Genomic DNA, 25,575 nt, shown 5'->3' with positions numbered 1-25,575 from the left:
GGCGCTACTTGCCAATGGCGGCCTTCATGCGGCTGCGCCAGGTGTCTACGCCCATGATGGACGCGTTGTCCCATAAGCCCTTGGCGTCCGGCCCCTGCGCATAGGTCGGCTCGAACATCTGCCAGACCAGCACTTGCGGCTTGTTCTGCTTGAAGGCGGGCGACTCCAGGTATTCCAGCAGCATGATCCAGTGCCCGACGTTACCGGGCTTCCAATTCACGGAGACCGGGCGGTCCAGCACGTTAGACAGCTTTTGCGGAAAACCGAAATACGGCTGCACCATGCTGTGGCCGGTAACGTGGACGGGGGCGGGCGCGTCGTCCAGCAGGCTCTGGTTGTCGGCCTGGCGGCGCACGGTGAAGGTCTCGCGGCCGGCCTGCTTGCGCTGGTCTGGCGTCAGGAACAGTTCAGCCAGATCGCCGTACCGGCGTTCGTTGACCACGCTGCCCAGCGGCATGCCCGTGCCGGGTTTGCCCGCCAACGTCTTCACGTCTTGCTGGATGCGCTGCGCCAGCGCTTCGGCGGTGGCGTCGGCCGCCGCCTGCGTCCAGTGCTGGTCGGTGCGATAGAAGACATCCTTGCCGCCGTCCTTTACGCGCTTGAGCACGGCTTCGTCGTCAAAGGTCGACACGCCCGCCTGCTTCAGCTTGTCCTGGATGGTCTGATAGCGCTTCTTCACGTCTGCGCTAAGCGATTTCCCATCGGGCAGCTTGTCTTGATAGAACAGCGTTTTGTCCGGCAGCACCAGCACTTCCAGCTGGACGCCCTTGGCCGCCAGCGCGTCGCGGGTTTCGCGCACCAACTGGGTCGAGGCGTCGATGCCGCGCGTGTCGACCTGCGTGAGGCTGCCCCAGCCCGGGAACAACCAGTTGTCCTTGCCCTGGATCACGATGGACGAGCCTTCCTGCGCGTGCGCGGCAACGGCCAGCAGCGCGGCGGACAGGCCCATCGCCAGGCGGCGGGAGAAGGGGAAAGGGGTTTTCATGAAGACGGACTCCTTGTTCGGTGCGGGTCGGCGCGTCGTCAGTACGACAGGGTCAGGTTGATGAACAGGCCTCGGGCGCGGTCAGCCGCCCCACCGCCGATGTTGAAGCGGTATTGCGTCGTGAGGTCCAGATAGGAGCGCGGCGCGTTGTAGTGGTCCTCGCGGAACCAGTAGCGGACGTTGAAGCCGGGGCCGGCGCCCAGGGACCAGGATGAGCCGCCGCCAAGTAGCCGATATGAATCGACACCCTTGATTTCCAGGCCCGACACGCTGTTCTTGTTCCATAGCCAGTCGGCTCCCACGACCCCGTAGGGAAAGAAGACCAACTTGTCGCTGATAGCGTCAACGCGGTAGCTGCGGCCTACACGCAATTCCGCAGTGCCGAATGCCTGGTCTCGCTTTAATCGCCCGGACCGCTTTTCGTCGTCCTCACCCGTTGCGTTGTTGTGCTGCCAAAGCTTGGCCGGAGAATCCTGCCATGAGTAGCCGGCCTGGAGATAACCTTCCATCGTGAACCAATCGGGACGGTCGATCCTAAGGGTGGTGCCTTCATATAAGCCGTAAGTCACATAGGCCAGCCAGGCGCCGTTGTCCGCTGTGGTTTGGTAATGGGCCGTTTTGTTCTGGTTGTTCAGATCGCAGCGCAACTCAGCCGGGTCAGGGCTGAATGTGCCTCGTCGAGTCGCTGTTCCCAGATTGAACTGTCGTTCCAGCCCGAACGTAAGCCCGACGTCGGTCGACGGCGTGAACCGCATCCCCAGGGCACCAATCGTCGTCGGCAAGCCAGCGATCCCTTGGTTTCGTGTTTCGCTGACATTAATTACCTCTCCAGACGGGCAGGGATCCGACACCGTCTGTTCCTCGGTCCTTCCCCCCTTGTCATATAGCGTGTTGGAAAAACGTCCATACAGCTCGAAGGTCTGCGTAGAAGAATTAAGGAAGCTCGAGGGGCGCCAGAATATCTCCGCCGTACTGAACACGGCATCACCCGGCACCGTGATCGCCGCGCCGCCGAGGCCCGCCGACGCAGGCCGCGCGCCCCGGTAGCCGGCGGAAAAATAACCGCCCCATTCGCGGTCCAGCCCCGCGATGCCGTTGCGGGTGTCGAAGCGCTGCTGCGGCGTCAGTTCCAGCCTGCCGGCATCGGCTTCGTCGATGGCTTGCTTCAGTTTGTCGACCGCGCCGCGCTTGTCGCCCACGCCCGACAGCGCATAGCCCTCATCCAGGATCACGGTGGGGGGCGCCTTGCCTGTCGCGCGCGCCGCCTGGAAGTCCTGCAGCGCCAGCTTGGGCTGTTTCATGCGTTGGTGCAGATAGCCACGCTGCATCAGCAGCGTGGGGTCGTCGGGTTGGGCCGCCAGCGCCTCGGTCATGCGCTGGTTCGCTTCCGCCAATTGCGCGCGGTTGCCGGCGGCCAGCGTGGTGGTCAGCAGGCGCTGGAGCTCTTTGTTGGCCGGGTCTTGCGCCACCGCCTGGCGGGCCTGGGCAATGGCTTCCTGGTAGTCCTCGCGCGCATAGGCGGCATAGGCCAGCGAGGCCGGGCCGCCGCTGCCGGCCGCGTCCGAGGGCAGCAGCTCGCACGACGTGCCGTAGGGCGTGTCGCGACAATCCTGCACGGGGGCGGGGTAGTTGGCCAAAGTCAGCGTGGCAGGCACCGCCGGGCGCGAGCGCGCGCGCTTGATGCGGGTCTGCGCCGCGTCGTCCTTGGCGCCCAGCGGCTGCATCAAGGCCAGCGCGCGCGCGTTTTCGCCGGCGGCCAGCGATGCATCGGCCGCGATCAACCGGATGTTGCGGCGCTGGTCATCGTCCAGCCAGTCCTGTTTGAGGGCGGCGTCGAAGTCGGCATCCGCCAGATCGGTCTTGCCCTGGCGCTGGCGCAGATAGGCCCGCATGACCAGCGCCACGGTGTTTTCATCGTCCTGCTTCATCGCGTCCGTCGCGGCGTCTTCGGCGGCCTGCAATTGGTTGTCCAGCATCAGCGCGCTGATGAGCAGCAGGCGATGGCTGGCGGTATCGGGCGCCAGCGCCACGGCCTGGCGCGCCAGCGGCACGGCGTCGCCGGGCCGATTGGCGATCAGGGCCTGGTAGCCCGCTTCGGCCGGCTTGATCGCCATGCGCCGCTTCATCGTCTGCTGGCGGGCGGTCAAGTCGTTCTTGTTCGGTGCACCCAGCGCAATCGCCCGGGCGGCGGCGGCATCGGCGTCCTCGTACTTGCCCTGGGCTTCCAGCGCGTCCAGCCACAGCATGGCCCAGGCGCCTTGCTTGGGGTCGATCCGGAACGCCTGTTCGGCCCCGCGCGCGGCCGCCGGGTAGTCGGCGCGGTTGTAGTCAGCATAGGCGCGCGTGGCGATGGGAAAGCCACGGCGGTAGGCGGAAGTCGTGGCTGGGCCGCCGGATGCGCCGGCGGCCGCGTTGCCGGTCGGTTTGGGCGCGGCCTGTGGCTTGAGGTTGGCGCGGGCCTGCCGCAAGGCGGGCGTATCCAGGCCGTTGCCGATGGCGTCGGCGGCGGCCTGGTCGGCCTCCTTGAGCTTGCCTTGCTTCTGCAGCGAATAGATCAGCAGCAGGCGCAGCCGTTCCACGTCGGGGCGCAGGGCGATGGCGGATTCCGCCTGCCGCTGGGCAAGTTCATACTTGCCTGCGTCGTAGTTCTTGTAGCCTTCATCGGCAAACTGCCAAGCGGCGCCTTCCAGCGGCGCTTCCGTCTTGGCCGGAGCCTGGCCCGGGGTTTGAGCGGTGGCAGGCGCCGCCGCCCACACGCATGCCAGCGCGGCGGACAAGATGAGCGAACGGGTCAGCGGAGTCATGTCGTCGCGGGTTTGTCATCTGCATGCGGGGGCGGCGGCGCCTCCTGTCCCGCTTGTTGGAAATCGATGGCCTCATTGAGCGTGCGCTCGTCCAGCCACCCTTGCTCCATCAGGATCTTGCCCAATGGCTTTTTCTCGCGCGCCTGGATCTCAAGCGCGCGCGACAGCGTGTCCTGGTCGATGGCCTGCCACGACAGCAGCAGTTCGCCCAGCCGCTTGCGCTGCTGCGACAGCTGGTCGGTGCTGGGGAAGTCGTGCATGGTCTTGTCCCATGCCAGGCGCTTGCCGGTGATCAGGTGCATGATGAACAGGCGCCAGGCGCGTGCCGCCGCCATCGCATTGATGAAGTTGCCGACGATCATCCGGGGGATCGACAGCATGGCGTGTTCCCAGCCATACATGTGGCCGACGAAGTAGGCCCGCTGCACCACGCGCAGCAGCAGGGCCACCGCGTTGATCCACATCAGCGTCACCAGCCACCCGCCGGGCCGGAAGTAAGACGGGTAGTACACCGTCCACCAGCCGAACTTGTCCGCCAGGAAAAACAGGAAGAAGTTGGCCAGCAACACATACGCCAGAATGGCGATGAACGAGGTGACCAGCCCCTTGCGGTCCCGGAACAGCAGGTACTTGGTGGCCAGCGATCCGGTCCAGCCCACCTGCTGCCAGCCTTGCAGGCCGATCCCCAGGGTCCAGCGGGCTTTCTGCCGGTAGGCGGTGCGGAAGGTGTTGGGGAAATACTCGCGCACGCCCAGCGGCATCCTGATGGTCGATATCTTTTCAGGTCCCAGCCCGAACCACGAGCGCCGCCGGGTCACGTATTCCACGCGGAATTTGCCGAAGATCTGTTTCATGCCGCGCTGGGCCAGCCGCGCGCCGATGTCATAGTCTTCGGTCAGCGTGTCCGTGTTGAAGGGCTGGTTGTTGGTTTCGGCGGCAAGCGCCACCATGGCATGGCGCGAAAAGCAGGTGCCCACGCCGGCGGACGGAACCATCTTGGACAGGCTTTCGCGCACCACCAGGTCCTTGGTGTGCCATTCCGCGAACTCATCCATGTAGGTGCCGGCGACCAATTCATACCAATGGCGCTCCAGCGACGTCACCGGCAGCTGGATGAAATCGATGCGCGGCAGCAGGTAGTTGTAGTACTTGAGCTCCAGCGGGTGCAGCACGTCCTCGCTGTCATGCAGGATGACGCCGGCGAACGGCACCGGTTGCTTCTCGTCCTGGGCAAAGATGGCTTGCACGATCCAGTTCAGGCAGTCGGCCTTGCAGGTGGGCCCGTCATGGGGCACCTCCACGCGGACCAATTGCCGGTAGCGGCGGCGCATGCGCTCCACTTCGTCGATCGTCCGCTGGTCGTTCTGATACGTGCCGGCGAAGATCATGTAGTTCTTGTATTCCAGCGTCGACACCATCGTTTCCAGCATCGACGAGATCACGTCGTACTCCAGCCACGCGGGCACCATGATCGCCAGCGGCTGTTCCTCCTTGGCACGCAACTGCTCGGCCGACAGCGGGGTGTAGCGGCGCTTGACCGTCAGGGAACGCTTGAGCTCGCGCAGCCAGAACCAGGCGTCGATGAACAGGTCATCCAGGCTCGAGAGCAGGATGACCACGCCCACGATGGCGGTCACGATTTCCAGCCCGCGGTAATAGTCCGCGATGAAGTAGGGCCAGTAAAGCGAGGACATGGCGCTTCCGGGTTACTTGTTTTCCTTGTTCTTCCTGCGGTTCACGCGCAGGGCGACGATCAGGATCAGGATCAGGATCAGCATGCTGATGCTGATGGCGGGCACGCTCCACGAGATATAGCGGCGCCATTCGAAGAAGGCGCTTTCGCCTGCGCCGGGCGGGTGGCTGGCGTCGGGGTTGGCGCTATCGATCCAGGCTACCGGCCCCGTCGCGCCGATGATGGCGACGTTGCCGCGGTTCAGCACGAACGGCGCATCGAGCATGCCCGGATGCTCGCCCAGCGTATGCCACAGCAAGCCGTCCTGGCCGCCGCCACGGACGACTTCCGCAGTGCTCAAGTGATCCAGGCCGGAAATGTCCAGCCAGGTCGCGTTCTTGCCATCCACCTTCAATTGCTTGCGGTCGGTCACCTGGACCATGGGCTGGGCCCCGTCCACCGTGACTTCCATCGCCAGGAATGGCCGGGCGGGCTTGACCGCCTGGCCCGCGGTCGCCACGGTCAGTTCCGCGCGCGTCGCGGACACGCCGCTGGCAGATGCGATACCGATCACACGCTTGATGTTGTCGGGCGCATTGGCCAGATAGCTGTCTGGGATGATCAATTGCGGGCTGCCGGCCAAGAGCGGCAGCAGTCCCGCGAACGTGCCGTCGGGCTGCGCCTTGCCCGGCTTCACATAGCTGGTCGGCAGCACGTTCACGGGGTAGCCCTGGGGGATCTCGTTGCAGTCCACCGATACCGGTTGGCGCTGGAACGTGACGCGCACGGCATTGGTGACGCCCAGCGCATAGCCCGGCACGCGCGCGGTCAGGCGCTCGGGCCTGCCGTCGGCGTCCAGCTGCTTGGCGGCCAGCAGGATGCCGTTCCAAAAGACCGACGCCACCGGGCGCGTCGTCGACGCACCGGGCGCCGCGGCCAGGTCCATGACCAGTTCATCCGGCATCTGGCCGTCCGTGGACACCGATGCCAGCGGGAACGTCGCGTTCCAGTCGCCGCGGGCGACCACGTCGAAACTGTCCGGGGATCCGCCCAGCGTCGTCAGGCGCAGGCCGCCGTCCGCGAAGGTCTGGGGCGGCGTGGCGGTCTTCACATTGACCTGGCGGGTGACCAGGATGCGCCGCCATGCCGCGTCGAAAGCGCCCGCGCCCTGGGCGCCGGCGTCGGCGGCCACCGCGATCACGGCTTGGCGTCCCAGTGACAGCAGCCGGATATCCTTCGCGGGCAGGTCCGCGCCGGCCAGCGGCATGCGCTGCTGTCGCCAGGCCTTGAATGCGTCGGCGGCGTCGGCGTCCGAGGCCAATTGCGCTTGCAAAGCATCCAGCGCCTCGTTGTAGCGCGCCCGCAGCGAGGCGTCGACGATGACCACGTCACCGCTGACGGCCGGGGCGCCCAAGACCAGCAATGCGCCGATTTCGGCGGGGCTGGCCAGCTTGTGCTTCGCATTGTCCGCCACGGCGGCGAACGCGGGGATCTGCCCCAGGCCGGCCGGCGCCTGCAGGCCGCGCGTGTCGACCTCGTCGCCCACCGAGGGGAACGCCTTGACCGCCACGCGCTTGCCCGCGCGCTCCATCGCCACGCCGATGCGCCAGGCGCTGTCGAAGGCTTGCGCGTCCAGCTTTTCGCTGGCCACCATCAGGACGGGTTTGCCGGGCAGCGTACCCCAGGCGTCATCGAGGTTGCCGATGGCCGACGCGTCATAGCGGTAGCTCAAGCGGGTCTGCGGCGATATCGTCAGCGCATTGGCGGTGGCGCGATTGCTTTCGCAATGGCGCAGCGCGATCTCCGATTGCCAGTCCACGCCCAGCCTCAGGAAACCGGTTTCGCGGCTGCGGTGTTCCACGGACAGGTTGCGGGTCACGGACCCGTCGCCGTCGGCGATTCGCTGCGCGGTTTGCGGTACGCCGTCCACCCACAGCACCATGCTCGTGCGTCCCGGCTCGCCCTTGGTGTATTTCGCGTCGAAGTTCAGGGTCGCGTCTGAAATGGGCACGCCGCGCGGCACGGGCAGATAGAAGTCGTGCCGCGCGTCGCTGTTGCTCAGGACGACCGGCTCCGTGATGCCCAGGTCTTGCAGCGTGGTGTTGCGCGTCACCCAGTCATCGCTTTGCAAGTGCCGCAAGGCGTCGCCGGCGGGGCTGGCCATTACGGCCAGGGGAAGCAGCATGCCGGCGGCCATCAGGGCGCGGCAAAGCGTGCGGGTCACAGGGGCGGTAAGGGCAGGCTGGTGCATGGGGGCTCCGGGCAGGGAATACGGTGCGGGGCGTCAGGCGGCAGGGGCGGCCGCGGTTCCGTAGGGATCGAACTCCGATACGGCGCGTCCGCATAAAGCGTCCACGATGCGTTGGCTGGCTAGGCCGTCTCCATAGGGGTTGATGCGTCGCGAGAAAGACGCATGAAGGGTGGGGTCGTCCAGCAGGCGGGTCACTTCGGCCACGATGCGACGCGTGTCGGTGCCGACCAGCGCTACCGTTCCCGCCTGCACGGCCTCGGGGCGCTCGGTCACGTCGCGCATCACCAGTACCGGCTTGCCCAGGTGAGGGGCTTCTTCCTGAACCCCGCCGGAATCGGTCAGGATCAAGTACGACCGCTGCATGAACCAGACGAAGTCCAAGTAATCCAGGGGATCGATCAGGTGGATATGCGGCAGGCCGGCCAACTCCGTCATCACCACATTGCGGACCTGCGGGTTCAGGTGCACGGGATAGACGATCTGCAGGTCCTTGCGCCGGCCCAGTTCGGCCAGCGCCGCGCAGATATTCTTGAAACCGCCGCCAAAGCTCTCGCGCCGATGGCCGGTCACCAGCAGCAGGCGCCGGGACGGATCCAGCCAGTCATGGCGCGCCTCCAATTGGCGGGCCAGCGGGCCGTGCGGGTCGAGTTTGGCGCAGGTCATCGCCAGCGCGTCGATCACGGTGTTACCGGTGACGGTAATGTGCCCCGCCAGATTCTCGCGCAGCAGATTGCCGCGCGACTCCCCCGTGGGCGCGAACAGCCAGTCGCCGACCGCATCCACGACACGGCGGTTCATTTCTTCGGGAAACGGCATGGACAGGTCGCCGGTGCGCAAGCCGGCCTCGACATGGCCGATGCGGATACGGCGGTGGAACGACGCCAATGCGCAGGCCGACGCGGTGCTGGTGTCGCCGTGCACCAGGACGCAATCGGGCTGTTCCGTCTCCAACACGCTGTCCACGCGGCTGATCAACCGCGCATACATGCCGTTCAGGGTTTGATTGGGCACCATGATGTCCAGGTCGTGCTGGGCACGCAGCTCGAACAGCGCCAAAACCTGATCCAGCATTTCCCGGTGCTGACCGGTCACGCAAACCACGCTCTGGATCTGCGACTCCTGCACAAGCGCGGTGACCAGCGGCGCCATCTTGATGGCTTCGGGGCGCGTGCCGAATATGGAAAGGACTTTCATCGCAAGAATGACCTCACGGACGGTGGTGGCATTTCCTTGCGTTTATTATGTCTTGAAAGTATTGGTAATATGTGACGGATTATTTCGATCCTAACTAAGTTAGGGGACACATCCGGTAAAAGATTGGTCGCCTGTCCAGGTGTCGCAGCAGACCTCGCAAGTGACTTGGCCAACCTGGCGTGACGACGACCCGCCACGTCCCGCTGGCGGAAGCGCCTTGCCGCGTCTAGGAATGCAAGGGCAATAGTGAGCAGTTGATACGGTGCGAGCGCGCCGTCACGAACACAAAAAAAAATGGCCAACTCGAAGAGTTGGCCATTTTGCTAAGCACTGCGCAATAAAGCGGAATTTTGGTGGAGCCGGGGGGAATTGAACCCCCGTCCGCAAGCCCTCTGCAATCAGTTCTACATGCGTAGTCGATTTATTTAGTTTTAACTTTGGACTTAGCCAACCGACAGGCCGGACCAAAGCGATTCACGTAATTTAAATCTGAGCCGTGTGACCCCAGCGCAGACCGATTCCTTGTGAATGTCGCTGCTGTGGTTCGAGGGTTGCCCCCCTAGGAAGTTACCTTCCTCCACCTGACCCAAGGACAGATCAGTGCAGCGGCTCACCGCTTAAGCGGCGAGAGCGAAACGCTCGTCGTTGGCGTTTGTAGTGTTTCCAGTGGTTTAACGAGCGAACTGGTGCTCGGCATGCCCTGAGTTGTTTCGCGACCCACGTCGAATCCGGATCGGCCCCAAGAACTTCTATTGTACTGGTAAACGCAATAGCCTGCTGCAGTGTCCGCGCCCGCCCGCGCGCGGCGTGGCGCGGGGGACACAAGTGTGGTCAGGCCGCGTTGGCGCAGGCGGTTTTCGCCTGGCGCGGACGCGACGCGGCCATCAACGCGAAGGCCAGGGCGACCGAAACCGCCACGATGACCGACGCGGCCCACCCCAGCGACGCCAGGCCGTAATGGTCGATCACGTGACCGCCGACCACCGCACCCAATCCGATGCCGATATTGGCGCCCGAGATGTTCAAGGAGGCCGCGAAGGCCGGCGCTTCGGGCGCGGCTTTCATCAGGCGCACATGGCACACGATAAACAGCGCGGCCTGCGCGATACCCCAGATGCCCAGCGCCACGGCCAGCAGGCCGTGCGATTGCATCACGGGCGCCACGAACGCCAGGCCCGCGGCCATCATCGACGAGAACAGCGCGGTCGCGCCCAGCGGGCTGCGGTCCACCATGCGGCCGCCCAGCGTGTTGCCGATGAGGCCCACGCCGCCGAAGGCCATCATGGTCCAGCCGACAATCTGCCCGTTGAAACCGGCCAGCCGCTCCAGCATGTCAGCCAGGTAGGTGTAGGCCGTGAACATGCCGGTGAACACCAGCAGCGACAGCACCACGTGGCCCAGCACGATCGGGTTGCGCAAGATGCGCAGCTGCGTGACGAGTTTGACGCTGTCGGCGCGGATGCGGGTGCTGGGGAAGGCCAGCAGCAGGAGCAGCGCTTTGGCGAAGGCGACGCCTGACAACACCCAGAAGGCGGCGCGCCAGCCGAAAGCGTCTGAGATCAGCACGCCGATCGGGATGCCGAACACGGTAGCCGCCACGATGCCGAACGCCACCATCGAGATGGCGCGGCCGGCGCGCGCGGGTCCGACCAGCTCCACGGCGGTGGCGCTTGCCAGGGACCAGAACACGGGCAGTGCCAGGGCGGGCACGAAGCGGGCCACCGCCATGACCCAGATATTCGGGGCCATCGCCGCCACGGCGTTGGACAGGCCGAACAGCACCAGCACGCCGATGAACAGGCGCTTGCGTTCGACGTTGGCCATCAGCGCGGTCAGCAGGGGGCCGGTGGCGGCCACCGTGAAGGCGAACAGTGAAACCAGCAAACCGGCCTGGGACACCGTGACGTTAAGGTCGCGGGCCAGCCCCGGCAGCAGGCCGACGATCAGGAACTCGGTGGTCAGGATGGTGAAGCCGGCGGCGGAAAGTAGCAGGATAGGCAAAAGCATAGGCATTCCTCTGGCGCGATGCCGTCAGGCGGCGCGCGGGGCAGGGCGTTATGGGCGTATTGAAAGGTCTAAGGGGCGCGGCGGCACTTGGCCGGGCGCTGCGCGGCGGCAGAATGCCGTCGGCGCGATAGTTCTGGTTGCGGATGGGAACTGCCGCAACCCCGGCGTCAGCCGGAATGGCAATCGGGAGGCACCCGAATGCCTTGCATGAGTGACACTTTAAGGGACTTTGGAATCCGGATAAAGGGCCGGGTTTCGGATAAATTGTTCGGGCAGGTCAACTAATTCGCGCGAACAACGGTAGGAAACCCCGCTCAGCGCAAGTCGCTGGGCAGCAGCGGCTGAATCGCGGACCAGAGTTCGGCCGGGGTATTCGCGCAGGTTTCGGCCTCCCAGGTGCTGATGTTGTCTTCTTCACCCACATAACCGTAAGCGGCCGCCACGGCAGGCATGCCCGCCGCGTGCGCGGCCTGGATGTCGCGCAGGTCGTCGCCGACATACACGCACCGGTCCACGGCGAAGCCCGCTTCGCGCGCAGCGTGCTGCAATGGCAGCGGATGCGGTTTGGCGTGGGCCGTCGTGTCGCCGCAGACCAGCACGGCGCTGTCGCGCGTCAGGTCCAGGAATTCGACGATCGGCAGGGTCAGGTAGGTCACCTTGTTGGTGACGATGCCCCACGACAGGCCGCGACGGCGGATGTCGGCCAGCAGCGCTTCGATGCCGGGGAATAGCTTGCTGTGCACGGTCGAACTGCCCGCGTAGTCTTCCAGGAACTGCAAACGCGTCGGCTCGTAGTCCGGGTCGCCGGCCTTCAGGTCCAGCGCCACGCGCAACAGGCCGCGGGCGCCTTGCGACGCGACCGGGCGCAGTGCCTCGTAGGGCAGGGGTTCCAGCCCTCGGCGGGTGCGCTGCCGGTTGGCGGCAGCGGCCAGGTCGGGGGCGGTGTCGGCCAGGGTGCCGTCGAAGTCGAACAGGATCAGGGCGCTCATTTACGGGTAGCCATCAGGTAGTTGACCGAGGTGTCGGCCGACAGCGTATAGATCTGAGTGATCGGGTTGTATTCCATGCCGCGCATGCTGACCGGCTCCAGGCTCGCGGCGCGGGCCGCCGCCGACAGTTCGCTGGGCTTGATGAACTGGTCATAGCTATGGGTGCCGCGCGGCAGCAGGCGCAGGACGTATTCGGCGCCGACGATGGCGAACAGGAACGCCTTGGCATTGCGGTTCAGCGTCGAAAAGAACACCCAGCCGCCCGGTTTAACCAGCGTCGAGCAGGCCCGGACGATGGATGCCGGGTCCGGCACGTGCTCCAGCATTTCCATGCAGGTGACCACGTCGTACTGGCCGGGCTGCTCCGTCGCCAATTCTTCCACCGGCACTTTGCGGTATTCGACCTTCACGCCCGACTCCAGGCCGTGCAGGCGGGCGACCTTCAGCGACTTGTCGGCCAGATCGATGCCGGTGACGTCCGCGCCACCCCGAGCCATCGCTTCCGACAGGATGCCGCCGCCGCAACCCACATCCAGCACTTTCTTGCCGGCGAGGCTGCCGGCGCACTCCTGAATCCATTCCAGCCGCAGCGGATTGATGGCGTGCAGCGGTTTGAACTCGCTTTCAGGGTCCCACCAGCGGCTGGCCAGGGCGCTGAACTTGTCCAGTTCGGCCTGGTCGGCGTTGACGGTGGGGCGGGCGGAGTCGTGAATTTGCGTGGTCATGAGCGGTCCAGCGAAAAGCGACACTATATATAGAGGTCCGTCGCGCTAAGGCGGGGAGGAAACACGCCATTGCACTGTGTTGGTGCAAGATGGACGAAAAAAAGGGCCTCGCTATGCGAGGCCCTTTATTGTAGCTAGTCCGGCAATTACTTGCGGCTACCCACGATTTCGATTTCAACGCGACGGTTTTGGGCGCGGCCCTCTTTCGTCTTGTTGGAAGCGATCGGGTTCGACTCGCCCTTGCCTTCCGTGTAGATACGGTTGGGGTCGATACCCTTGCTGACCAGGTAGGTCTTGACCGAAGCGGCGCGGCGCTCGGACAGCTTCTGGTTGTAGGCGTCAGTACCGATGGAGTCGGTGTGGCCAACAGCAATGATGGTTTCCAGCTCGATACCGCGAGCTTGCTGGGCGACTTGATCCAGCAGCTGACGGCCTTCGGGCTTCAGGGTCGACTTGTCGAAGTCGAAGAACGTGTCAGCATTGAACACGACCTTTGCCGCCATCGGGGCCGGCTTCGCCTTCTGTTGTGCAACCGGGACACCGTCGCAACCGGGGATACCGGTGGCAGGGGTCCAGAAAGCATCGCGCCAGCACAGTTCGTTCGTACCGTTTTTCCAAACGTTACCGAACGGGTTGCGCCAGTTGTCCACGGTTTGCGCGGAAGCTACACCAGAGGCCGTGACGGCGGCGAAGGCGAGCGCCAGAGCGAATTTGGAGGGTTTGTTCATGTTTCTCCTCGTTGAGCTTGAAGCTGGATAAGTGACTCGCAGCGAACCCCCGCCGCATATCAGGAAAACGGGGCCAGTATAGCAACGCCAAGAGCTGGTTCAAAGGATTAGCTACTGGGTTTCCTGCGTGCTGGAAACAATCTTAAGGCATTTGGGGGGCTTTGGCTTCCCTGGACAGGCGCATTAACGCTGGATACGACGTTTTCGGCGCTCCATCGGTTTTCCATGTTGGTTTTTGACAACAGGGCGATTGGGCGCGGCCCGACGGTCGGCCGCGGCATTCCGGCGGCGACTCCCAAAAGGCCGCTCACCGGCCACTTCCCGCGGCCCCGCCCAAGGGATCGGAATCGGATGATAGAATTTCCTGTTTACCCGGCCCGGGTTCCTCCTTACACGATTCTGTCGTTATATATATGGATTCCTTTGCCAAGGAGACGCTTCCGGTTTCGCTGGAAGAAGAGATGCGCCGCAGTTACCTCGATTACGCGATGAGCGTGATCGTTGGGCGGGCGCTACCGGATGTGCGGGACGGGCTGAAACCCGTCCACCGGCGCGTGCTCTACGCGATGCATGAACTGAATAACGATTGGAACCGCGCCTACAAGAAGTCGGCGCGTATCGTCGGGGACGTCATCGGTAAGTACCACCCCCACGGCGACCAATCCGTCTACGACACCATCGTCCGCATGGCGCAGGATTTTTCCATGCGCTACATGCTGGTCGACGGCCAGGGCAACTTCGGCTCGATCGACGGCGATAACGCCGCGGCGATGCGCTATACCGAAATCCGCCTGGCCAAGATCGCCCACGAATTGCTGGCCGACATCGACCAGGAAACGGTGGACTTTGGCCCCAACTACGATGGCAGCGAGCAAGAACCGCTGCTGTTGCCGTCGCGCCTGCCCAACCTGCTGGTCAATGGCAGCTCGGGCATCGCGGTGGGCATGGCCACCAACATTCCGCCACACAACCTCCAGGAAGTGGTCGACGGCTGCCTGTACTGCCTGCGCAATCCGGCCTGCACGGTCGATGAGCTCATCGAGCTCATCCCGGCGCCTGATTTCCCCACGGGCGGCATCATCTACGGCATGTCCGGCGTGCGCGAAGGCTATCGCACCGGTCGCGGCCGCGTCATCATGCGCGCCAAGACGCACTTCGAAGACATGGAGAAGGGCAATCGCCAGGCGATCGTGATCGACGCGATTCCCTACCAGGTCAACAAGAAGACGCTGCAGGAACGTATCGCCGAACTCGTCAACGACAAGAAGATCGAAGGCATCTCCGATATTCGCGACGAGTCCGACAAGGACGGCATGCGCCTGGTCATCGAGCTCAAGCGCGGCGAGGTGCCCGAGGTTGTGCTGAACAACCTGTACAAGAACACGCAGCTGCAAGACACCTTCGGGATGAACCTGGTGGCGCTGGTCGACGGCCAGCCCCGCCTGCTCAACCTGAAGCAGATGATCGACTATTTCCTGCAGCATCGCCGCGAAGTGGTCACGCGCCGCACGGTGTTCCAGCTACGCAAGGCCCGCGAACGCGGCCATGTGCTGGAAGGCCTGGCCGTCGCACTGGCCAACATCGACGACTTCATCACGATCATCAAGGCGGCGCCGACGCCTCCCGTCGCCCGCCAGGAATTGATGGCCAAGTCGTGGGATTCGTCGCTGGTGCGCGAAATGCTGTCGCGCGCCGACGGCGATACGCCGGGAGGCCGTTCGGCTTTCCGTCCGGACGACCTGGATGCCGAGTTCGGCCTTCAGGGCGACGGCATGTACCGCCTGAGCGACACGCAGGCCCAGGAAATCCTGAACATGCGCCTGCAACGCCTGACCGGGCTGGAGCAGGACAAGATTGTCGGCGAATACAAGGACATCATGTCCACCATCGCTGACCTGCTCGACATCCTGGCCCGCCCCGAGCGCATCACGACGATCATCTCCGACGAACTGCAAGCCATCAAGGCCGAGTTCTCGACCGGTGTGAAGGACTCGCGCCGTTCGGAAATCGAGATGAATGCGACCGAGCTCGATACCGAAGACCTGATCACGCCCACCGACATGGTCGTGACCCTGTCGCACGGTGGCTACATCAAGAGCCAGCCCTTGTCCGAATACCGCTCGCAAAAGCGTGGCGGACGCGGCAAGCAGGCGACGGCGATGAAGGAAAACGACTGGATCGACCAGTTGTTCATCGCCAACACGCACGACTTCCTGCTGTGCTTCTCGAACCGCGGCCGCGTGTACTGGCTGAAGGTCTGGGAAGTGCCCCAAGGCACGCGCAACTCGCGCGGCAAGCCCATCGTCAACATGTTCCCGCTGGCTGACGGCGAGAAGATCACGGTGGTGCTGCCGGTCAAGGAATTCAGCGAAGACCATTACGTCTTCATGGCGACGACGCGCGGCACGGTCAAGAAGACCCCGCTGTCCGACTTCTCCAACCCGCGCAAGGCCGGCATCATCGCCGTCGACCTTGACGATGGCGACTACCTGATCGGCGCCGACCTGACCGACGGCAAGCACGACGTCATGCTGTTCTCGGATTCCGGCAAGGCAGTCCGCTTCGACGAAAACGACGTGCGTCCGATGGGCCGCAACGCCCGCGGCGTGCGCGGCATGATGCTCGAGGAAACGCAGACCGTCATCGCGCTGCTGGTTGCCGGCGACGAAACGCAGACCGTGCTGACCGCTACCGAAAACGGTTACGGCAAGCGCACCCCGATCGGCGAGTACACGCGCCATGGCCGTGGCACGAAGGGCATGATCGCGATCCAGACCAGTTCGCGCAACGGCAAGGTCGTGGGCGCGGTGCTGGTCAATCCGACCGACGAGATCATGCTGATCACCACTGGCGGCGTGCTGGTGCGCACCCGTGTCGCGGAAATCCGCGAAATGGGCCGCGCAACCCAAGGCGTTACGCTGATCAACGTTGATGACGGCAGCACGCTGTCCGGCGTACGCCGTGTCGTGGAAAGCGATGCGGACGACGACGGCGACCTGGGCGAAGAGGGCCAGGACGAAGGCGGCGACGACAGCAACGGTAACGCGCAAGCGACGGATTCGACGGAACCTACGGAGCAATAATGGCCCGCCCCTGGAACTTCTCGGCAGGCCCTTCGGCCTTGCCCGAGGTGGTATTGCAGCAAGCAGCAGCTGAGATGCTGGATTGGCACGGAAGCGGCATGTCCGTGATGGAAATGAGCCATCGCGGCAAGCATTTCGTGCAGATCTGCGACGAAGCAGAATCGGATCTGCGTGATCTGCTGGGCTTGCCCGCCGACTACGCCGTCATGTTCATGCAAGGCGGGGGTTCCGGGGAAAACGCCATCGTTCCCATGAATCTCATGGGGCGCCGCGGCACGCCGGCCGCCGACTTCGTCGTGACGGGCCACTGGTCCAAGCGTTCGTACAAGGAAGCCGGGCGCTATGGCAGCACCCATGTCGCGGCAAGCAGCGAGCAGGCCATCCAGCTGGATGGTCGCGAGCAGGGGCCACTGACCTGGGTGCCGCCGGTCGACACCTGGAATGTACGCAAGGAATCGGCCTACCTGCACCTGTGCAGCAACGAAACCATCGGCGGCGTCGAGTTCATGGACTGGCCCGACACCGCCGCGCTGGGCGCACCCGACGTGCCGCTGGTCGTCGACGCGTCCTCGCATTTCCTGTCGCGTCCCATGGACGTGACGCGCTGCGGCATGATGTATGCCGGCGCGCAGAAGAACGCGGGACCGGCAGGCGTGACCATGGTCATCGCCCGCCGCGACCTGATTGGCCATGCCTTGCCGATCTGCCCGTCGGCCTTCGATTACGCCAACGTCGCGGCTGAGCATTCGCGCTACAACACGCCGCCAACGTTCGCGATCTACGTCGCGGGCCTGGTGTTCAAGTGGGTCAAGGCCAATGGCGGCGTCGCAGGCATGGACGCGGCCAACCAGGCCAAGGCCGACCTGCTGTACGGCTATCTGGACAGCACCAATTTCTACCGCAATCCCATCCACGCGCCCGTACGTTCGCGCATGAACGTGCCGTTCGTGCTGCGCGACGAATCCCTCAACGACGCCTTCCTGCAAGGCGCCGATGCAGCTGGCCTGACGCAATTGAAGGGCCACAAGAGCGTGGGCGGCATGCGCGCCTCCATCTACAACGCCGTGCCTCTTGCCGGGGTGTCGGCGCTGGTCGAGTACCTGAAGGAATTCGAGCGCCGCTATGGATGAAGACCTGCAGCGCAAGCTGCGTCCCTTGCGAGAACGCATCGATGCGTTGGACGCGCAGATCCTCGACCTGCTGTCGCAGCGCGCCCGCGCCGCGTTGGAAGTGGGCGAGGCCAAGCATGCGGCGCAAGCCGACGGCCCCGTGTTGCGCCCCGAACGCGAAGCCGAAGTCATCCGCCGCTTGCAGCAGCTCAATCCCGGCCCGTTCCCGAACGCGGGCGTGGCGTCGGTCTGGACCGAGATCATCTCGGCCTGCCGCGGCCTGGAACGCGGCATGACCGTGGCGTACCTGGGGCCGCAGGGCTCGTTTTCCGAGCAGGCCGCGCTGGAGCATTTCGGCCACGCCGTGCAGAAGCTGCCGTGCGCCTCGTTCGACGAGGTCTTTCGTGCGGTCGAAGGCGGCCAGGCGGACGTGGGTATGGTGCCGGTGGAGAACTCCACCGAAGGCGCCGTCAATCGCAGCCTGGACTTATTGCTCAATACCCCGCTGACGATCCTGGGTGAACGCTCGCTGGTGATTCGCCATTGCTTGATGACCCAATCGGGAGGCATGGACGGCATCAAGGCCATTTCCGCGCATCCGCAGGCATTGGCCCAGTGCCAGGGCTGGCTGACGCGCAACTATCCCGACCTTGAACGCGTGGCTGCCTCCAGCAATTCCGAGGCGGCGCGGGCGGCAGCGGGCGATCCGGCCATCGCGGCGATCGCCGGCGAAGTGGCCGCGCCCGCCTGGAACCTGCAGGTCGTCGCGGCCGGCATCCAGGACGATCCGCACAACCGCACCCGCTTCCTGGCCATCGGCAACATCCAGCCGTTGGTCAGCGGCAAGGACAAGACCAGCCTGATCCTGGCCGTGCCGAACCGCGCGGGCGCCGTTTATGAAATGCTGGCCCCGCTGGCGGCCAATGGCGTGTCCATGACGCGCTTCGAGTCGCGCCCCGCGCGCACCGGCCAATGGGAATACTATTTCTACGTTGACGTCCTGGGTCACCGCAATGACCCGAACGTCGAGCGCGCCCTTGCCGCCTTGCAGGCGCAGGTCGCCTACCTGAAAGTGCTGGGTTCCTACCCGGCGCCGTGAGCCCCCACACACCATGACCACCGCATCCAAGCCCCTCGTTGCTCCCGCGCACGTCAGCGCCATCGCGCCTTACCAGGCGGGCAAGCCCATTGAAGAACTGGCCCGCGAGTTCGGGCTGGATCCGGCCGGTATCGTCAAGCTGGCATCCAACGAAAACCCGCTGGGCATGCCGAAGTCGGCGCGCACAGCCATGCTGGCCGCGGCCGAGTCGCTGGCCCGCTATCCCGATCCCAACGGTTTCGACCTGAAAGCGGCGCTGGCGGAACGCTATGGCGTGCCGATGAGCTGGATCACGCTGGGCAACGGTTCGAACGACATCCTGGAAATCGCCGCGCTGGCCCTGCTCGAGCCGGGCGCGTCGGCGGTGTATGCGCAGCACTCGTTCGCGGTGTACCGCCTGGCCACGCAAGCGCGCGGCGCACGCCACATCGTAGTGCCGGCGCAAGATTACGGCCATGACCTGGATGCGATGTTCGATGCGATTGCCGACGACACGCGCCTGCTGTTCATCGCCAATCCCAACAATCCGACCGGCACCTTCGTGCCGGGCGACAAGGTCGCCTCGTTCCTGGAACGCGTCCAGGCCGCTCACGGCGACCGCGTCACCGTGGTGCTGGACGAGGCCTACAACGAGTACCTGGATCCGGAACACCGCTTCGACAGCACCGCGCTGGCCCGCCGTTTCCCGAACCTGATCATCTCGCGCACGTTCTCCAAAGCCTATGGCCTGGCGGGCCTGCGCGTGGGTTTCTCGGTGGCGCAGCCGCCGTTGACCGACCTGCTGAACCGCGTGCGCCAACCGTTCAACGTGAACACGCTCGCCCAGGCCGCGGCGATCGCCGCGCTGGGCGACGCCGCCTACCTGGAAGAGGCGTATGCCTCGAACAAATCGGGCAAGGCGCAATTGTGCGAGGCGTTCGACCGCCTGAAGCTGCGCTACGTGCCCAGCTACGGCAATTTCGTGCTGGTGCATGTGGGCGATGCGCCGCGCATCAACCTGGAACTGCTCAAGCGGGGCGTGATCGTGCGTCCGGTGGCCGGTGACGGCCTGCCCGAATGGCTGCGCGTGTCCATCGGCCTGCCGCAAGAGAACGCACGTTTCATCGACGCCCTGACCGCCATTCTGTCCGCATGAACGACGCGTTACCTTCTACCGATCAGGGGGCCGCTGGCCCCCTGATTCCTGTATTGGCCGTCGTGGGCGTAGGCCTGATCGGAGGGTCTTTCGCGGCGGCTTTGCGTCAGGCGGGGCAGGTGGGCCGGGTGCTGGGCGTGGGGCGCAATGCGTCGTCGCTTGCACGCGCGGTCGAGCTGGGCTTGATCGACGAGGCCGTCAGCGCCGAAGGCGCGGCGGCTCGCGCTGACCTGATCCTGCTGTCCACGCCCGTCGGCGGCCTGAAGAACGTGCTGGCGCGGATGTTGCCGCATCTGGGCGCCGCCACGGTGTTGACCGATGCGGGCAGCACCAAGGCAGAAGTCGTCGAGGCGGCGCGCGAGGCGCTGGGAGACAGCATCGGGCGCTTTGTACCCGGGCACCCGATCGCGGGCGCCGAGCGCACCGGGCCGGACGCCGCCGATCCCTGCCTGTACCGCGGGCGCACCGTCATCCTGACGCCGCTTGCCGAAAACAGCGCGGCGTCGGCCGATCTGGTGCGCCGTGCCTGGCAGGCTTGCGGTGCCAACGTGATCGACATGGACGCCGGAGCGCACGACCGGCTGCTGGCCTCGGTCAGCCATCTTCCGCACCTGCTGTCGGCGGTCTATATGGAACAGGTGGCCACGGCTGCCGACGCCCGTACACGACTGGACCTGGCCGGCAGCGGTTTTCGTGATTTCACGCGCATCGCGGCGGGCTCGCCGGAGATGTGGCGCGATATCTTCCTATCCAATCGCGATGCGATGCTGGCCGAGCTTGCCGATGTGCGCGCCGTCCTGGATCGCGCCGAACGCGCGATCGCCGATGGCGACGATGCGGTGTTGCTGGCGCTGCTGGAGACGGCGGCCGAGGCGCGCCGCAACTGGCGCAAGGAGTAGCTGACATGGGCGCTTTGCCTTATCTGGACCTGCCGCGCGTGCGGCAAGCGCAGGGCGTGATCGCCTTGCCGGGTTCCAAGAGCATTTCCAACCGCGTGCTGCTGCTGTCGGCGATTGCCGAGGGCACGACCGTCATCACCGGCCTGTTGGATTCCGACGATACGCGCGTCATGCTGGCCGCGTTGCGCCAGTTGGGCGTGCAGGTGTCGGACCTTGAGGCTGGCTGCGTCACCGTCGAGGGCGTGCGCCGATTCCCGGTGGAAAGCGCCGACCTCTTCATGGGCAACGCCGGCACCGCGATCCGTCCCCTGACCGCCGCCCTCGCCCTCATGGGGGGCGATTACCGCTTGTCCGGGGTGCCGCGCATGCACGAGCGGCCCATCGGCGACCTGGCGGACGCCTTGAACGCGCTGGGCGCGCGGGTCGACTACCTCGGCCAGCCGGGCTATCCGCCGCTGCATATCGGCCGAGGCGAGATCGCCGCGGACGCCGTGACGCGCGTGCAGGGGTCGGTGTCCAGCCAGTTCCTGACCGCCTTGCTGTTGGCCGCGCCCCTGCAGGCGGGCGGCAGCGGCAAGCCCGTCACCATCGAAGTGGTGGGCGAGCTGATCTCCAAGCCCTACATCGAAATCACGCTCAACCTGATGGCGCGCTTCGGCGTACAGGTGCGGCGCGACGGCTGGAGCCGCTTCGTGATCGACGGCGGCGCCGGCTATCGCAGTCCCGGCCGGATCGCGGTGGAAGGCGATGCCTCCACGGCATCTTATTTCCTGGCGCTGGGCGCGATCGGCGGCGGTCCCTTGCGCGTGACCGGCGTAGGCGCCGACAGCATCCAGGGCGACGTCGCCTTCGCCGACACGCTGGCGCACATGGGCGCCAAGGTGGCCTACGGCCCGGATTGGATCGAAGTGACCGGCGTGCGGGTGGCCGACGGCGCACGCCTGAAGGCATTCGACACCGATTTCAACCTGATTCCCGACGCGGCGATGACGGCGGCGGCCCTGGCCCTGTACGCGGACGGCCCGTGCCGCCTGCGCAACATCGGCAGCTGGCGTGTGAAGGAAACCGACCGCATCCACGCCATGCAGACCGAGCTGGAAAAGCTGGGTGCCCAGGTGGAATCGGGGCCGGATTGGTTGCGCGTCATCCCGCCGGCGCAGGACGCCTGGCGCGACGCGCACATCGGCACCTGGGACGACCACCGCATGGCCATGTGCTTTTCGCTGGCGGCTTTTGGCCCGGCAGCGGTTCGAATCCTGGATCCGGGTTGTGTCAGCAAGACGTTCCCGGGTTACTTTGATGTCTACGCGGGCCTGGTATCGGCCTAGCGAAAAAACCCATGACTTTGACTTCTTCAACTGATTTTCCCCTGGCCGCCGTCATTACGATCGACGGTCCCACCGCTTCGGGCAAGGGCACCGTGGCGCATCGCGTCGCCAAAGCCTTGGGCTGGGACGTGCTGGACAGCGGCGCGTTGTACCGCCTGACCGCGCTGGCCGCCATCAAGCAGGGCGTCGCCGCTGACGACGAGGCGGGCGTGGCTCGCGTGGCCGAAACGCTGGACGTGCGCTTCGATGGCCCCCATGTATACCTGGAAGGCGCCGATGTCGGCCACGACATCCGCCGCGAGGAAGTGGGCAATTTCGCCTCCCGCGTGGCGGCGTTCCCCGGTGTGCGCCGGGCGCTGCTTGAGCGCCAGCGGGCTTTTCGCGTGCCCCCCGGCCTGGTGGCGGACGGCCGCGACATGGGCACGGTGGTGTTCCCGGATGCGTCCCTGAAGGTGTTCCTGGTCGCCGACGTGGTCGCCCGGGCGGAGAGGCGGCGTAAGCAGTTGATCGAAAAGGGAATTTCTGCTAATCTAGATGACCTTCTGCGAGACATGCGCGAGCGGGACGCCCGCGACACCGAACGGGCGACTGCCCCGTTGGCTCCTGCAGCAGATGCACACGTGCTGGATTCGTCTGATTTGACGATTGCAGAGACGGTGCAGGCAATACTGGATTTCTGGCAGCAAGCGCAGGCGAAAGTCTGAAAGGCGTAGGTCTGAAAGGCGAAAGTCTGAAACCCGAGCCTGAAAGCGATGCTCCTGAACGCGATGTTCGCCAGTCCCATTTGATTTTTTGATTAGGCCCTGTTCTAGCCAGGCGCAACCCCCACGGGACACCCCGCAGGGCAAACCGGCAGACAGGTATTTTGACTCCACTGTGGCGGGCAATCCGCTGCGGTGTGTTCTTAACGGCCATTTCGGCCCAATGGATTTCAACCCCATGTCTTCCGTTTCCACTACCGCCACCGGCGGCGAAAGCTTCGCCGACCTTTTCGCACAAAGCCTCAAGAGCCAGGACATGAAGTCCGGCGAGGTCATCAGCGCCGAAGTCGTGCGCGTCGACCATAATTTCGTCGTCGTCAACGCCGGCCTGAAGTCCGAAGCGCTGATCCCCCTGGAAGAGTTCCTGAACGACCAGGGCGAGCTCGAAGTGCAACCCGGCGATTTCGTCTCGGTGGCCATCGATTCCCTGGAAAACGGCTACGGCGACACGATCCTGTCGCGTGACCGCGCCAAGCGCCTGTCGGCCTGGCTGCAACTGGAAAAGGCCCTGGAAAACGGCGAGCTGGTTACCGGCACCATCACCGGCAAGGTGAAGGGCGGCCTGACCGTCATGACCAACGGCATCCGCGCGTTCCTGCCGGGTTCGCTGGTGGATCTGCGTCCGGTCAAGGACACCACCCCGTACGAAGGCAAGACCCTCGAATTCAAGGTCATCAAGCTCGACCGCAAGCGCAACAACGTTGTGCTGTCGCGTCGCCAAGTGCTGGAAGCCAGCATGGGCGAAGAGCGTCAAAAGCTGCTCGAAACCCTGCACGAAGGTGCCGTGGTCAAGGGCGTGGTCAAGAACATCACCGACTACGGCGCGTTCGTTGACCTGGGCGGTATCGACGGCCTGCTGCACATCACCGACATGGCATGGCGCCGCGTGCGTCACCCGTCCGAAGTCCTGCAAGTGGGTCAGGAAGTCGAAGCCAAGGTCCTCAAGTTCGACCAGGAAAAGAGCCGCGTCTCGCTGGGCGTCAAGCAGCTGGGCGAAGATCCGTGGGTGGGCCTGGCTCGCCGCTACCCGCAAGGCACCCGCCTGTTCGGTAAGGTCACGAACCTGACCGACTACGGCGCGTTCGTCGAAGTCGAAGCCGGCATCGAAGGCCTGGTTCACGTCTCCGAAATGGACTGGACCAACAAGAACGTCGACCCGCGCAAGGTTGTTACCCTGGGCGAAGAAGTCGAAGTCATGGTCCTGGAAATCGACGAAGACCGTCGTCGTATCTCGCTGGGCATGAAGCAGTGCCGTCAGAACCCGTGGGAAGAGTTCGCCACGAACTTCAAGCGCGGCGATAAGGTCCGCGGCGCCATCAAGTCGATCACCGACTTCGGCGTGTTCGTCGGTCTGCCTGGCGGCATCGACGGCCTGGTTCACCTGTCCGACCTGTCGTGGACGGAAACGGGCGAAGAAGCCGTGCGCAACTTCAAGAAGGGCGACGAGATCGAAGCCGTGGTTCTGGGCATCGATACCGACAAGGAGCGCATCTCGCTGGGTATCAAGCAGCTGGAAGGCGACCCCTTCAACAACTTCGTCGCCACGTTTGACAAGGGCGCCGTCGTTCCGGGCACCATCAAGTCCGTCGAAGCCAAGGGCGCTGTTGTTACGCTGTCCGTGGACGTTGAAGGCTACCTGCGCGCTTCCGAGATCTCCTCGGGTCGCGTTGAAGATGCCACCACCGTTCTGAACGCCGGCGAAAACATCGAAGCCATGATCGTCAACATCGACCGCAAGACGCGTTCGATCCAACTGTCGATCAAGGCCCGCGACAACGCCGAGACCGCCGACACGATCCAGCGCATGTCCGACGCCAGCGCTTCGTCCGGCACCACCAACCTCGGCGCGCTGCTGAAGGCCAAGCTGGACCAACAGCGCAACGACGGTTAATTCGTGACCAAGTCGGAGCTGATCGCCGCCTTGGCGGCCCGCTATCCTCAGCTGGCCGCCCGCGACACCGATTACGCGGTCAAGACCGTGCTGGATGCAATGACCCAGGCCCTGGCCTCGGGTCAGCGCATCGAGATCCGCGGTTTTGGCAGCTTCTCGTTGTCGCAGCGGTCTCCCCGAATCGGTCGCAATCCGAAATCCGGCGAACAAGTGCTGGTGCCTGGTAAACAGGTGCCGCACTTCAAGGCGGGCAAGGAATTGCGCGAGCGGGTAGACCTGGTCGGCGGCAATGACGAGGACGCTCAATCCTCTGGATCGAGTGAGCCGATGCCGTCCATGGCAAGCTTGCACGCCATGCATTGACGGATCGGCGTATAGGCTGCCTACGGGCAGATCGGACCGAGAACAGGCCCCTTGAGAAATCAAGGGGCTTTGTTTTTTCCGATCGCGGGCGCGCTGGCCGGACGCCCCGTGGGGATTTTTTTTCCTTGCGGCTTTGCGGCGTCGCTTACAATTGACAGTCTTGAATTCTCTGGAGCATGCGTCATGCGCTATCTCGTCTGGGCCCTGCGATTGCTCGTGTTTATTGCGGTATTGATGTTCGCCTTGAAGAACACCGATCCGGTTGCCGTGAAGTTCTACGCGGATTACGTCGTGCAAGACGTGCCGTTGATCGTTGTGATGCTGGTCGTATTCGTCGCCGGCGCCCTGTTCGGCCTGTTGCTGACCGTGCCTGCCGCCATGCGCCGCCGCCGCGAAGCCATGCGCTTGCGCCGCGAACTGGACCGTGTCCAGGCCGCCGTCAACGGCACCACGCCTGTCGTGCCGCCGGAAGCCGTTGCGCCGATGTCGCCGCTGTGACGGCGTGCCGTCCGCCGCACGCCCCCTTTTTGCACTGAATTACCGCAAGAGCCC

General features: G+C 64.7%; 19 protein-coding genes and 1 other RNA gene. 10 read left to right on the top strand and 10 right to left on the bottom strand.

All coding sequences use genetic code 11. The features are described from left to right. Positions 1 to 4 precede the first annotated feature (4 nt). The 10 genes from HG262_RS10985 to ompA form a co-directional block, all read right to left on the bottom strand. Positions 5 to 949, bottom strand: coding sequence for a twin-arginine translocation pathway signal (locus tag HG262_RS10985; RefSeq protein ID WP_248293327.1), 945 nt, complete (start codon positions 947 to 949; stop codon positions 5 to 7). Positions 950 to 1,023: 74 nt separating this feature from the next. Continuing rightward, positions 1,024 to 3,789, bottom strand: a complete 2,766-nt coding sequence (locus HG262_RS10980; RefSeq protein WP_169271044.1) for a hypothetical protein — start codon at positions 3,787 to 3,789, stop codon at positions 1,024 to 1,026. Continuing rightward, positions 3,786 to 5,483, bottom strand: a complete 1,698-nt coding sequence (locus tag HG262_RS10975; protein WP_169271043.1) for a glycosyl transferase family protein — start codon at positions 5,481 to 5,483, stop codon at positions 3,786 to 3,788. Before HG262_RS10975 ends, HG262_RS10980 begins: the two co-directional genes overlap by 4 nt. 12 nt (positions 5,484 to 5,495) lie before the next feature. Continuing rightward, positions 5,496 to 7,712 carry a cellulose biosynthesis cyclic di-GMP-binding regulatory protein BcsB gene (locus HG262_RS10970; protein ID WP_248293324.1) on the bottom strand — a complete coding sequence of 739 codons (2,217 nt, stop codon included), beginning with the start codon at positions 7,710 to 7,712 and terminating at the stop codon, positions 5,496 to 5,498. Between the two features lie 33 nt (positions 7,713 to 7,745). Continuing rightward, positions 7,746 to 8,906, bottom strand: a complete 1,161-nt coding sequence (gene wecB / locus HG262_RS10965) for a UDP-N-acetylglucosamine 2-epimerase (non-hydrolyzing) (RefSeq protein WP_169271042.1) — start codon at positions 8,904 to 8,906, stop codon at positions 7,746 to 7,748. 351 nt (positions 8,907 to 9,257) lie between these two features. Further along, positions 9,258 to 9,647: a transfer-messenger RNA gene (gene ssrA, locus HG262_RS10960) on the bottom strand. Positions 9,648 to 9,737: 90 nt separating this feature from the next. After that, entirely contained in the window at positions 9,738 to 10,913 is a 1,176-nt protein-coding gene (locus HG262_RS10955; protein WP_169271041.1) for an MFS transporter, read from the bottom strand. Between the two features lie 314 nt (positions 10,914 to 11,227). Continuing rightward, on the bottom strand, positions 11,228 to 11,902 hold the full coding sequence (locus HG262_RS10950; protein ID WP_169271040.1) for an HAD-IA family hydrolase: 675 nt from the start codon (positions 11,900 to 11,902) through the stop codon (positions 11,228 to 11,230). After that, a complete protein-coding gene (gene ubiG, locus HG262_RS10945) occupies positions 11,899 to 12,627 on the bottom strand; it encodes a bifunctional 2-polyprenyl-6-hydroxyphenol methylase/3-demethylubiquinol 3-O-methyltransferase UbiG (protein ID WP_169271039.1) in 729 nt (242 codons plus the stop codon). The genes HG262_RS10950 and ubiG overlap by 4 nt, the downstream gene beginning before the upstream one ends. Positions 12,628 to 12,773: 146 nt before the next feature. Further along, entirely contained in the window at positions 12,774 to 13,355 is a 582-nt protein-coding gene (ompA, locus tag HG262_RS10940; protein ID WP_006225153.1) for an outer membrane protein OmpA, read from the bottom strand. A 413-nt stretch (positions 13,356 to 13,768) separates the two neighbouring features. Between ompA and gyrA the strand changes: the two genes are divergently transcribed. The 10 genes from gyrA (at position 13,769) to HG262_RS10890 (ending at position 25,521) form a co-directional block, all read left to right on the top strand. After that, on the top strand, positions 13,769 to 16,438 hold the full coding sequence (gyrA, locus tag HG262_RS10935) for a DNA gyrase subunit A (protein WP_169271038.1): 2,670 nt from the start codon (positions 13,769 to 13,771) through the stop codon (positions 16,436 to 16,438). Next, a complete protein-coding gene (serC, locus tag HG262_RS10930; RefSeq protein WP_169271037.1) occupies positions 16,438 to 17,568 on the top strand; it encodes a 3-phosphoserine/phosphohydroxythreonine transaminase in 1,131 nt (376 codons plus the stop codon). The genes gyrA and serC overlap by 1 nt, the downstream gene beginning before the upstream one ends. Beyond that, positions 17,561 to 18,646, top strand: a complete 1,086-nt coding sequence (pheA, locus tag HG262_RS10925; protein ID WP_169271036.1) for a prephenate dehydratase — start codon at positions 17,561 to 17,563, stop codon at positions 18,644 to 18,646. Before serC ends, pheA begins: the two co-directional genes overlap by 8 nt. A gap of 13 nt (positions 18,647 to 18,659) precedes the next feature. Continuing rightward, positions 18,660 to 19,781: a histidinol-phosphate transaminase gene (gene hisC, locus HG262_RS10920; RefSeq protein WP_169271035.1), complete on the top strand. Its 1,122-nt coding sequence runs from the start codon at positions 18,660 to 18,662 to the stop codon at positions 19,779 to 19,781. Continuing rightward, the gene (locus HG262_RS10915; protein WP_169271034.1) at positions 19,778 to 20,680 is read left to right on the top strand and encodes a prephenate dehydrogenase/arogenate dehydrogenase family protein; all 903 of its coding nucleotides are present in this window, start codon (positions 19,778 to 19,780) and stop codon (positions 20,678 to 20,680) included. Before hisC ends, HG262_RS10915 begins: the two co-directional genes overlap by 4 nt. A 5-nt stretch (positions 20,681 to 20,685) precedes the next feature. After that, positions 20,686 to 22,008, top strand: coding sequence for a 3-phosphoshikimate 1-carboxyvinyltransferase (gene aroA / locus HG262_RS10910; RefSeq protein ID WP_169271033.1), 1,323 nt, complete (start codon positions 20,686 to 20,688; stop codon positions 22,006 to 22,008). A gap of 11 nt (positions 22,009 to 22,019) precedes the next feature. Further along, entirely contained in the window at positions 22,020 to 22,712 is a 693-nt protein-coding gene (cmk, locus tag HG262_RS10905) for a (d)CMP kinase (protein ID WP_169271032.1), read from the top strand. Between the two features lie 235 nt (positions 22,713 to 22,947). After that, positions 22,948 to 24,660, top strand: coding sequence for a 30S ribosomal protein S1 (rpsA, locus tag HG262_RS10900; RefSeq protein ID WP_006225145.1), 1,713 nt, complete (start codon positions 22,948 to 22,950; stop codon positions 24,658 to 24,660). A 3-nt stretch (positions 24,661 to 24,663) separates the two neighbouring features. Beyond that, positions 24,664 to 25,023 carry an integration host factor subunit beta gene (locus HG262_RS10895; protein WP_049072346.1) on the top strand — a complete coding sequence of 120 codons (360 nt, stop codon included), beginning with the start codon at positions 24,664 to 24,666 and terminating at the stop codon, positions 25,021 to 25,023. Positions 25,024 to 25,206: 183 nt separating this feature from the next. Continuing rightward, positions 25,207 to 25,521: a LapA family protein gene (locus HG262_RS10890; protein ID WP_006225143.1), complete on the top strand. Its 315-nt coding sequence runs from the start codon at positions 25,207 to 25,209 to the stop codon at positions 25,519 to 25,521. The last annotated feature ends 54 nt before the right edge of the window (positions 25,522 to 25,575 follow it).

This window comes from Achromobacter sp. Bel, from assembly GCF_012928505.1.
Taxonomy (GTDB): domain Bacteria; phylum Pseudomonadota; class Gammaproteobacteria; order Burkholderiales; family Burkholderiaceae_B; genus Achromobacter.
The sequence above is the reverse complement of the archived record's forward strand: the minus strand, read 5'-3'. Positions and strand labels throughout refer to the sequence as shown.

Coding starts and splice junctions, on each gene's coding strand:
- HG262_RS10985 (WP_248293327.1), bottom strand. CDS start 949: ATGGGCCTGTCCGCCGCGCTGCTGGCCGTTGCCGCGCACGCGCAGGAA.
- HG262_RS10980 (WP_169271044.1), bottom strand. CDS start 3,789: ATGACTCCGCTGACCCGTTCGCTCATCTTGTCCGCCGCGCTGGCATGC.
- HG262_RS10975 (WP_169271043.1), bottom strand. CDS start 5,483: ATGTCCTCGCTTTACTGGCCCTACTTCATCGCGGACTATTACCGCGGG.
- HG262_RS10970 (WP_248293324.1), bottom strand. CDS start 7,712: ATGCACCAGCCTGCCCTTACCGCCCCTGTGACCCGCACGCTTTGCCGC.
- wecB (WP_169271042.1), bottom strand. CDS start 8,906: ATGAAAGTCCTTTCCATATTCGGCACGCGCCCCGAAGCCATCAAGATG.
- HG262_RS10955 (WP_169271041.1), bottom strand. CDS start 10,913: ATGCTTTTGCCTATCCTGCTACTTTCCGCCGCCGGCTTCACCATCCTG.
- HG262_RS10950 (WP_169271040.1), bottom strand. CDS start 11,902: ATGAGCGCCCTGATCCTGTTCGACTTCGACGGCACCCTGGCCGACACC.
- ubiG (WP_169271039.1), bottom strand. CDS start 12,627: ATGACCACGCAAATTCACGACTCCGCCCGCCCCACCGTCAACGCCGAC.
- ompA (WP_006225153.1), bottom strand. CDS start 13,355: ATGAACAAACCCTCCAAATTCGCTCTGGCGCTCGCCTTCGCCGCCGTC.
- gyrA (WP_169271038.1), top strand. CDS start 13,769: ATGGATTCCTTTGCCAAGGAGACGCTTCCGGTTTCGCTGGAAGAAGAG.
- serC (WP_169271037.1), top strand. CDS start 16,438: ATGGCCCGCCCCTGGAACTTCTCGGCAGGCCCTTCGGCCTTGCCCGAG.
- pheA (WP_169271036.1), top strand. CDS start 17,561: ATGGATGAAGACCTGCAGCGCAAGCTGCGTCCCTTGCGAGAACGCATC.
- hisC (WP_169271035.1), top strand. CDS start 18,660: ATGACCACCGCATCCAAGCCCCTCGTTGCTCCCGCGCACGTCAGCGCC.
- HG262_RS10915 (WP_169271034.1), top strand. CDS start 19,778: ATGAACGACGCGTTACCTTCTACCGATCAGGGGGCCGCTGGCCCCCTG.
- aroA (WP_169271033.1), top strand. CDS start 20,686: ATGGGCGCTTTGCCTTATCTGGACCTGCCGCGCGTGCGGCAAGCGCAG.
- cmk (WP_169271032.1), top strand. CDS start 22,020: ATGACTTTGACTTCTTCAACTGATTTTCCCCTGGCCGCCGTCATTACG.
- rpsA (WP_006225145.1), top strand. CDS start 22,948: ATGTCTTCCGTTTCCACTACCGCCACCGGCGGCGAAAGCTTCGCCGAC.
- HG262_RS10890 (WP_006225143.1), top strand. CDS start 25,207: ATGCGCTATCTCGTCTGGGCCCTGCGATTGCTCGTGTTTATTGCGGTA.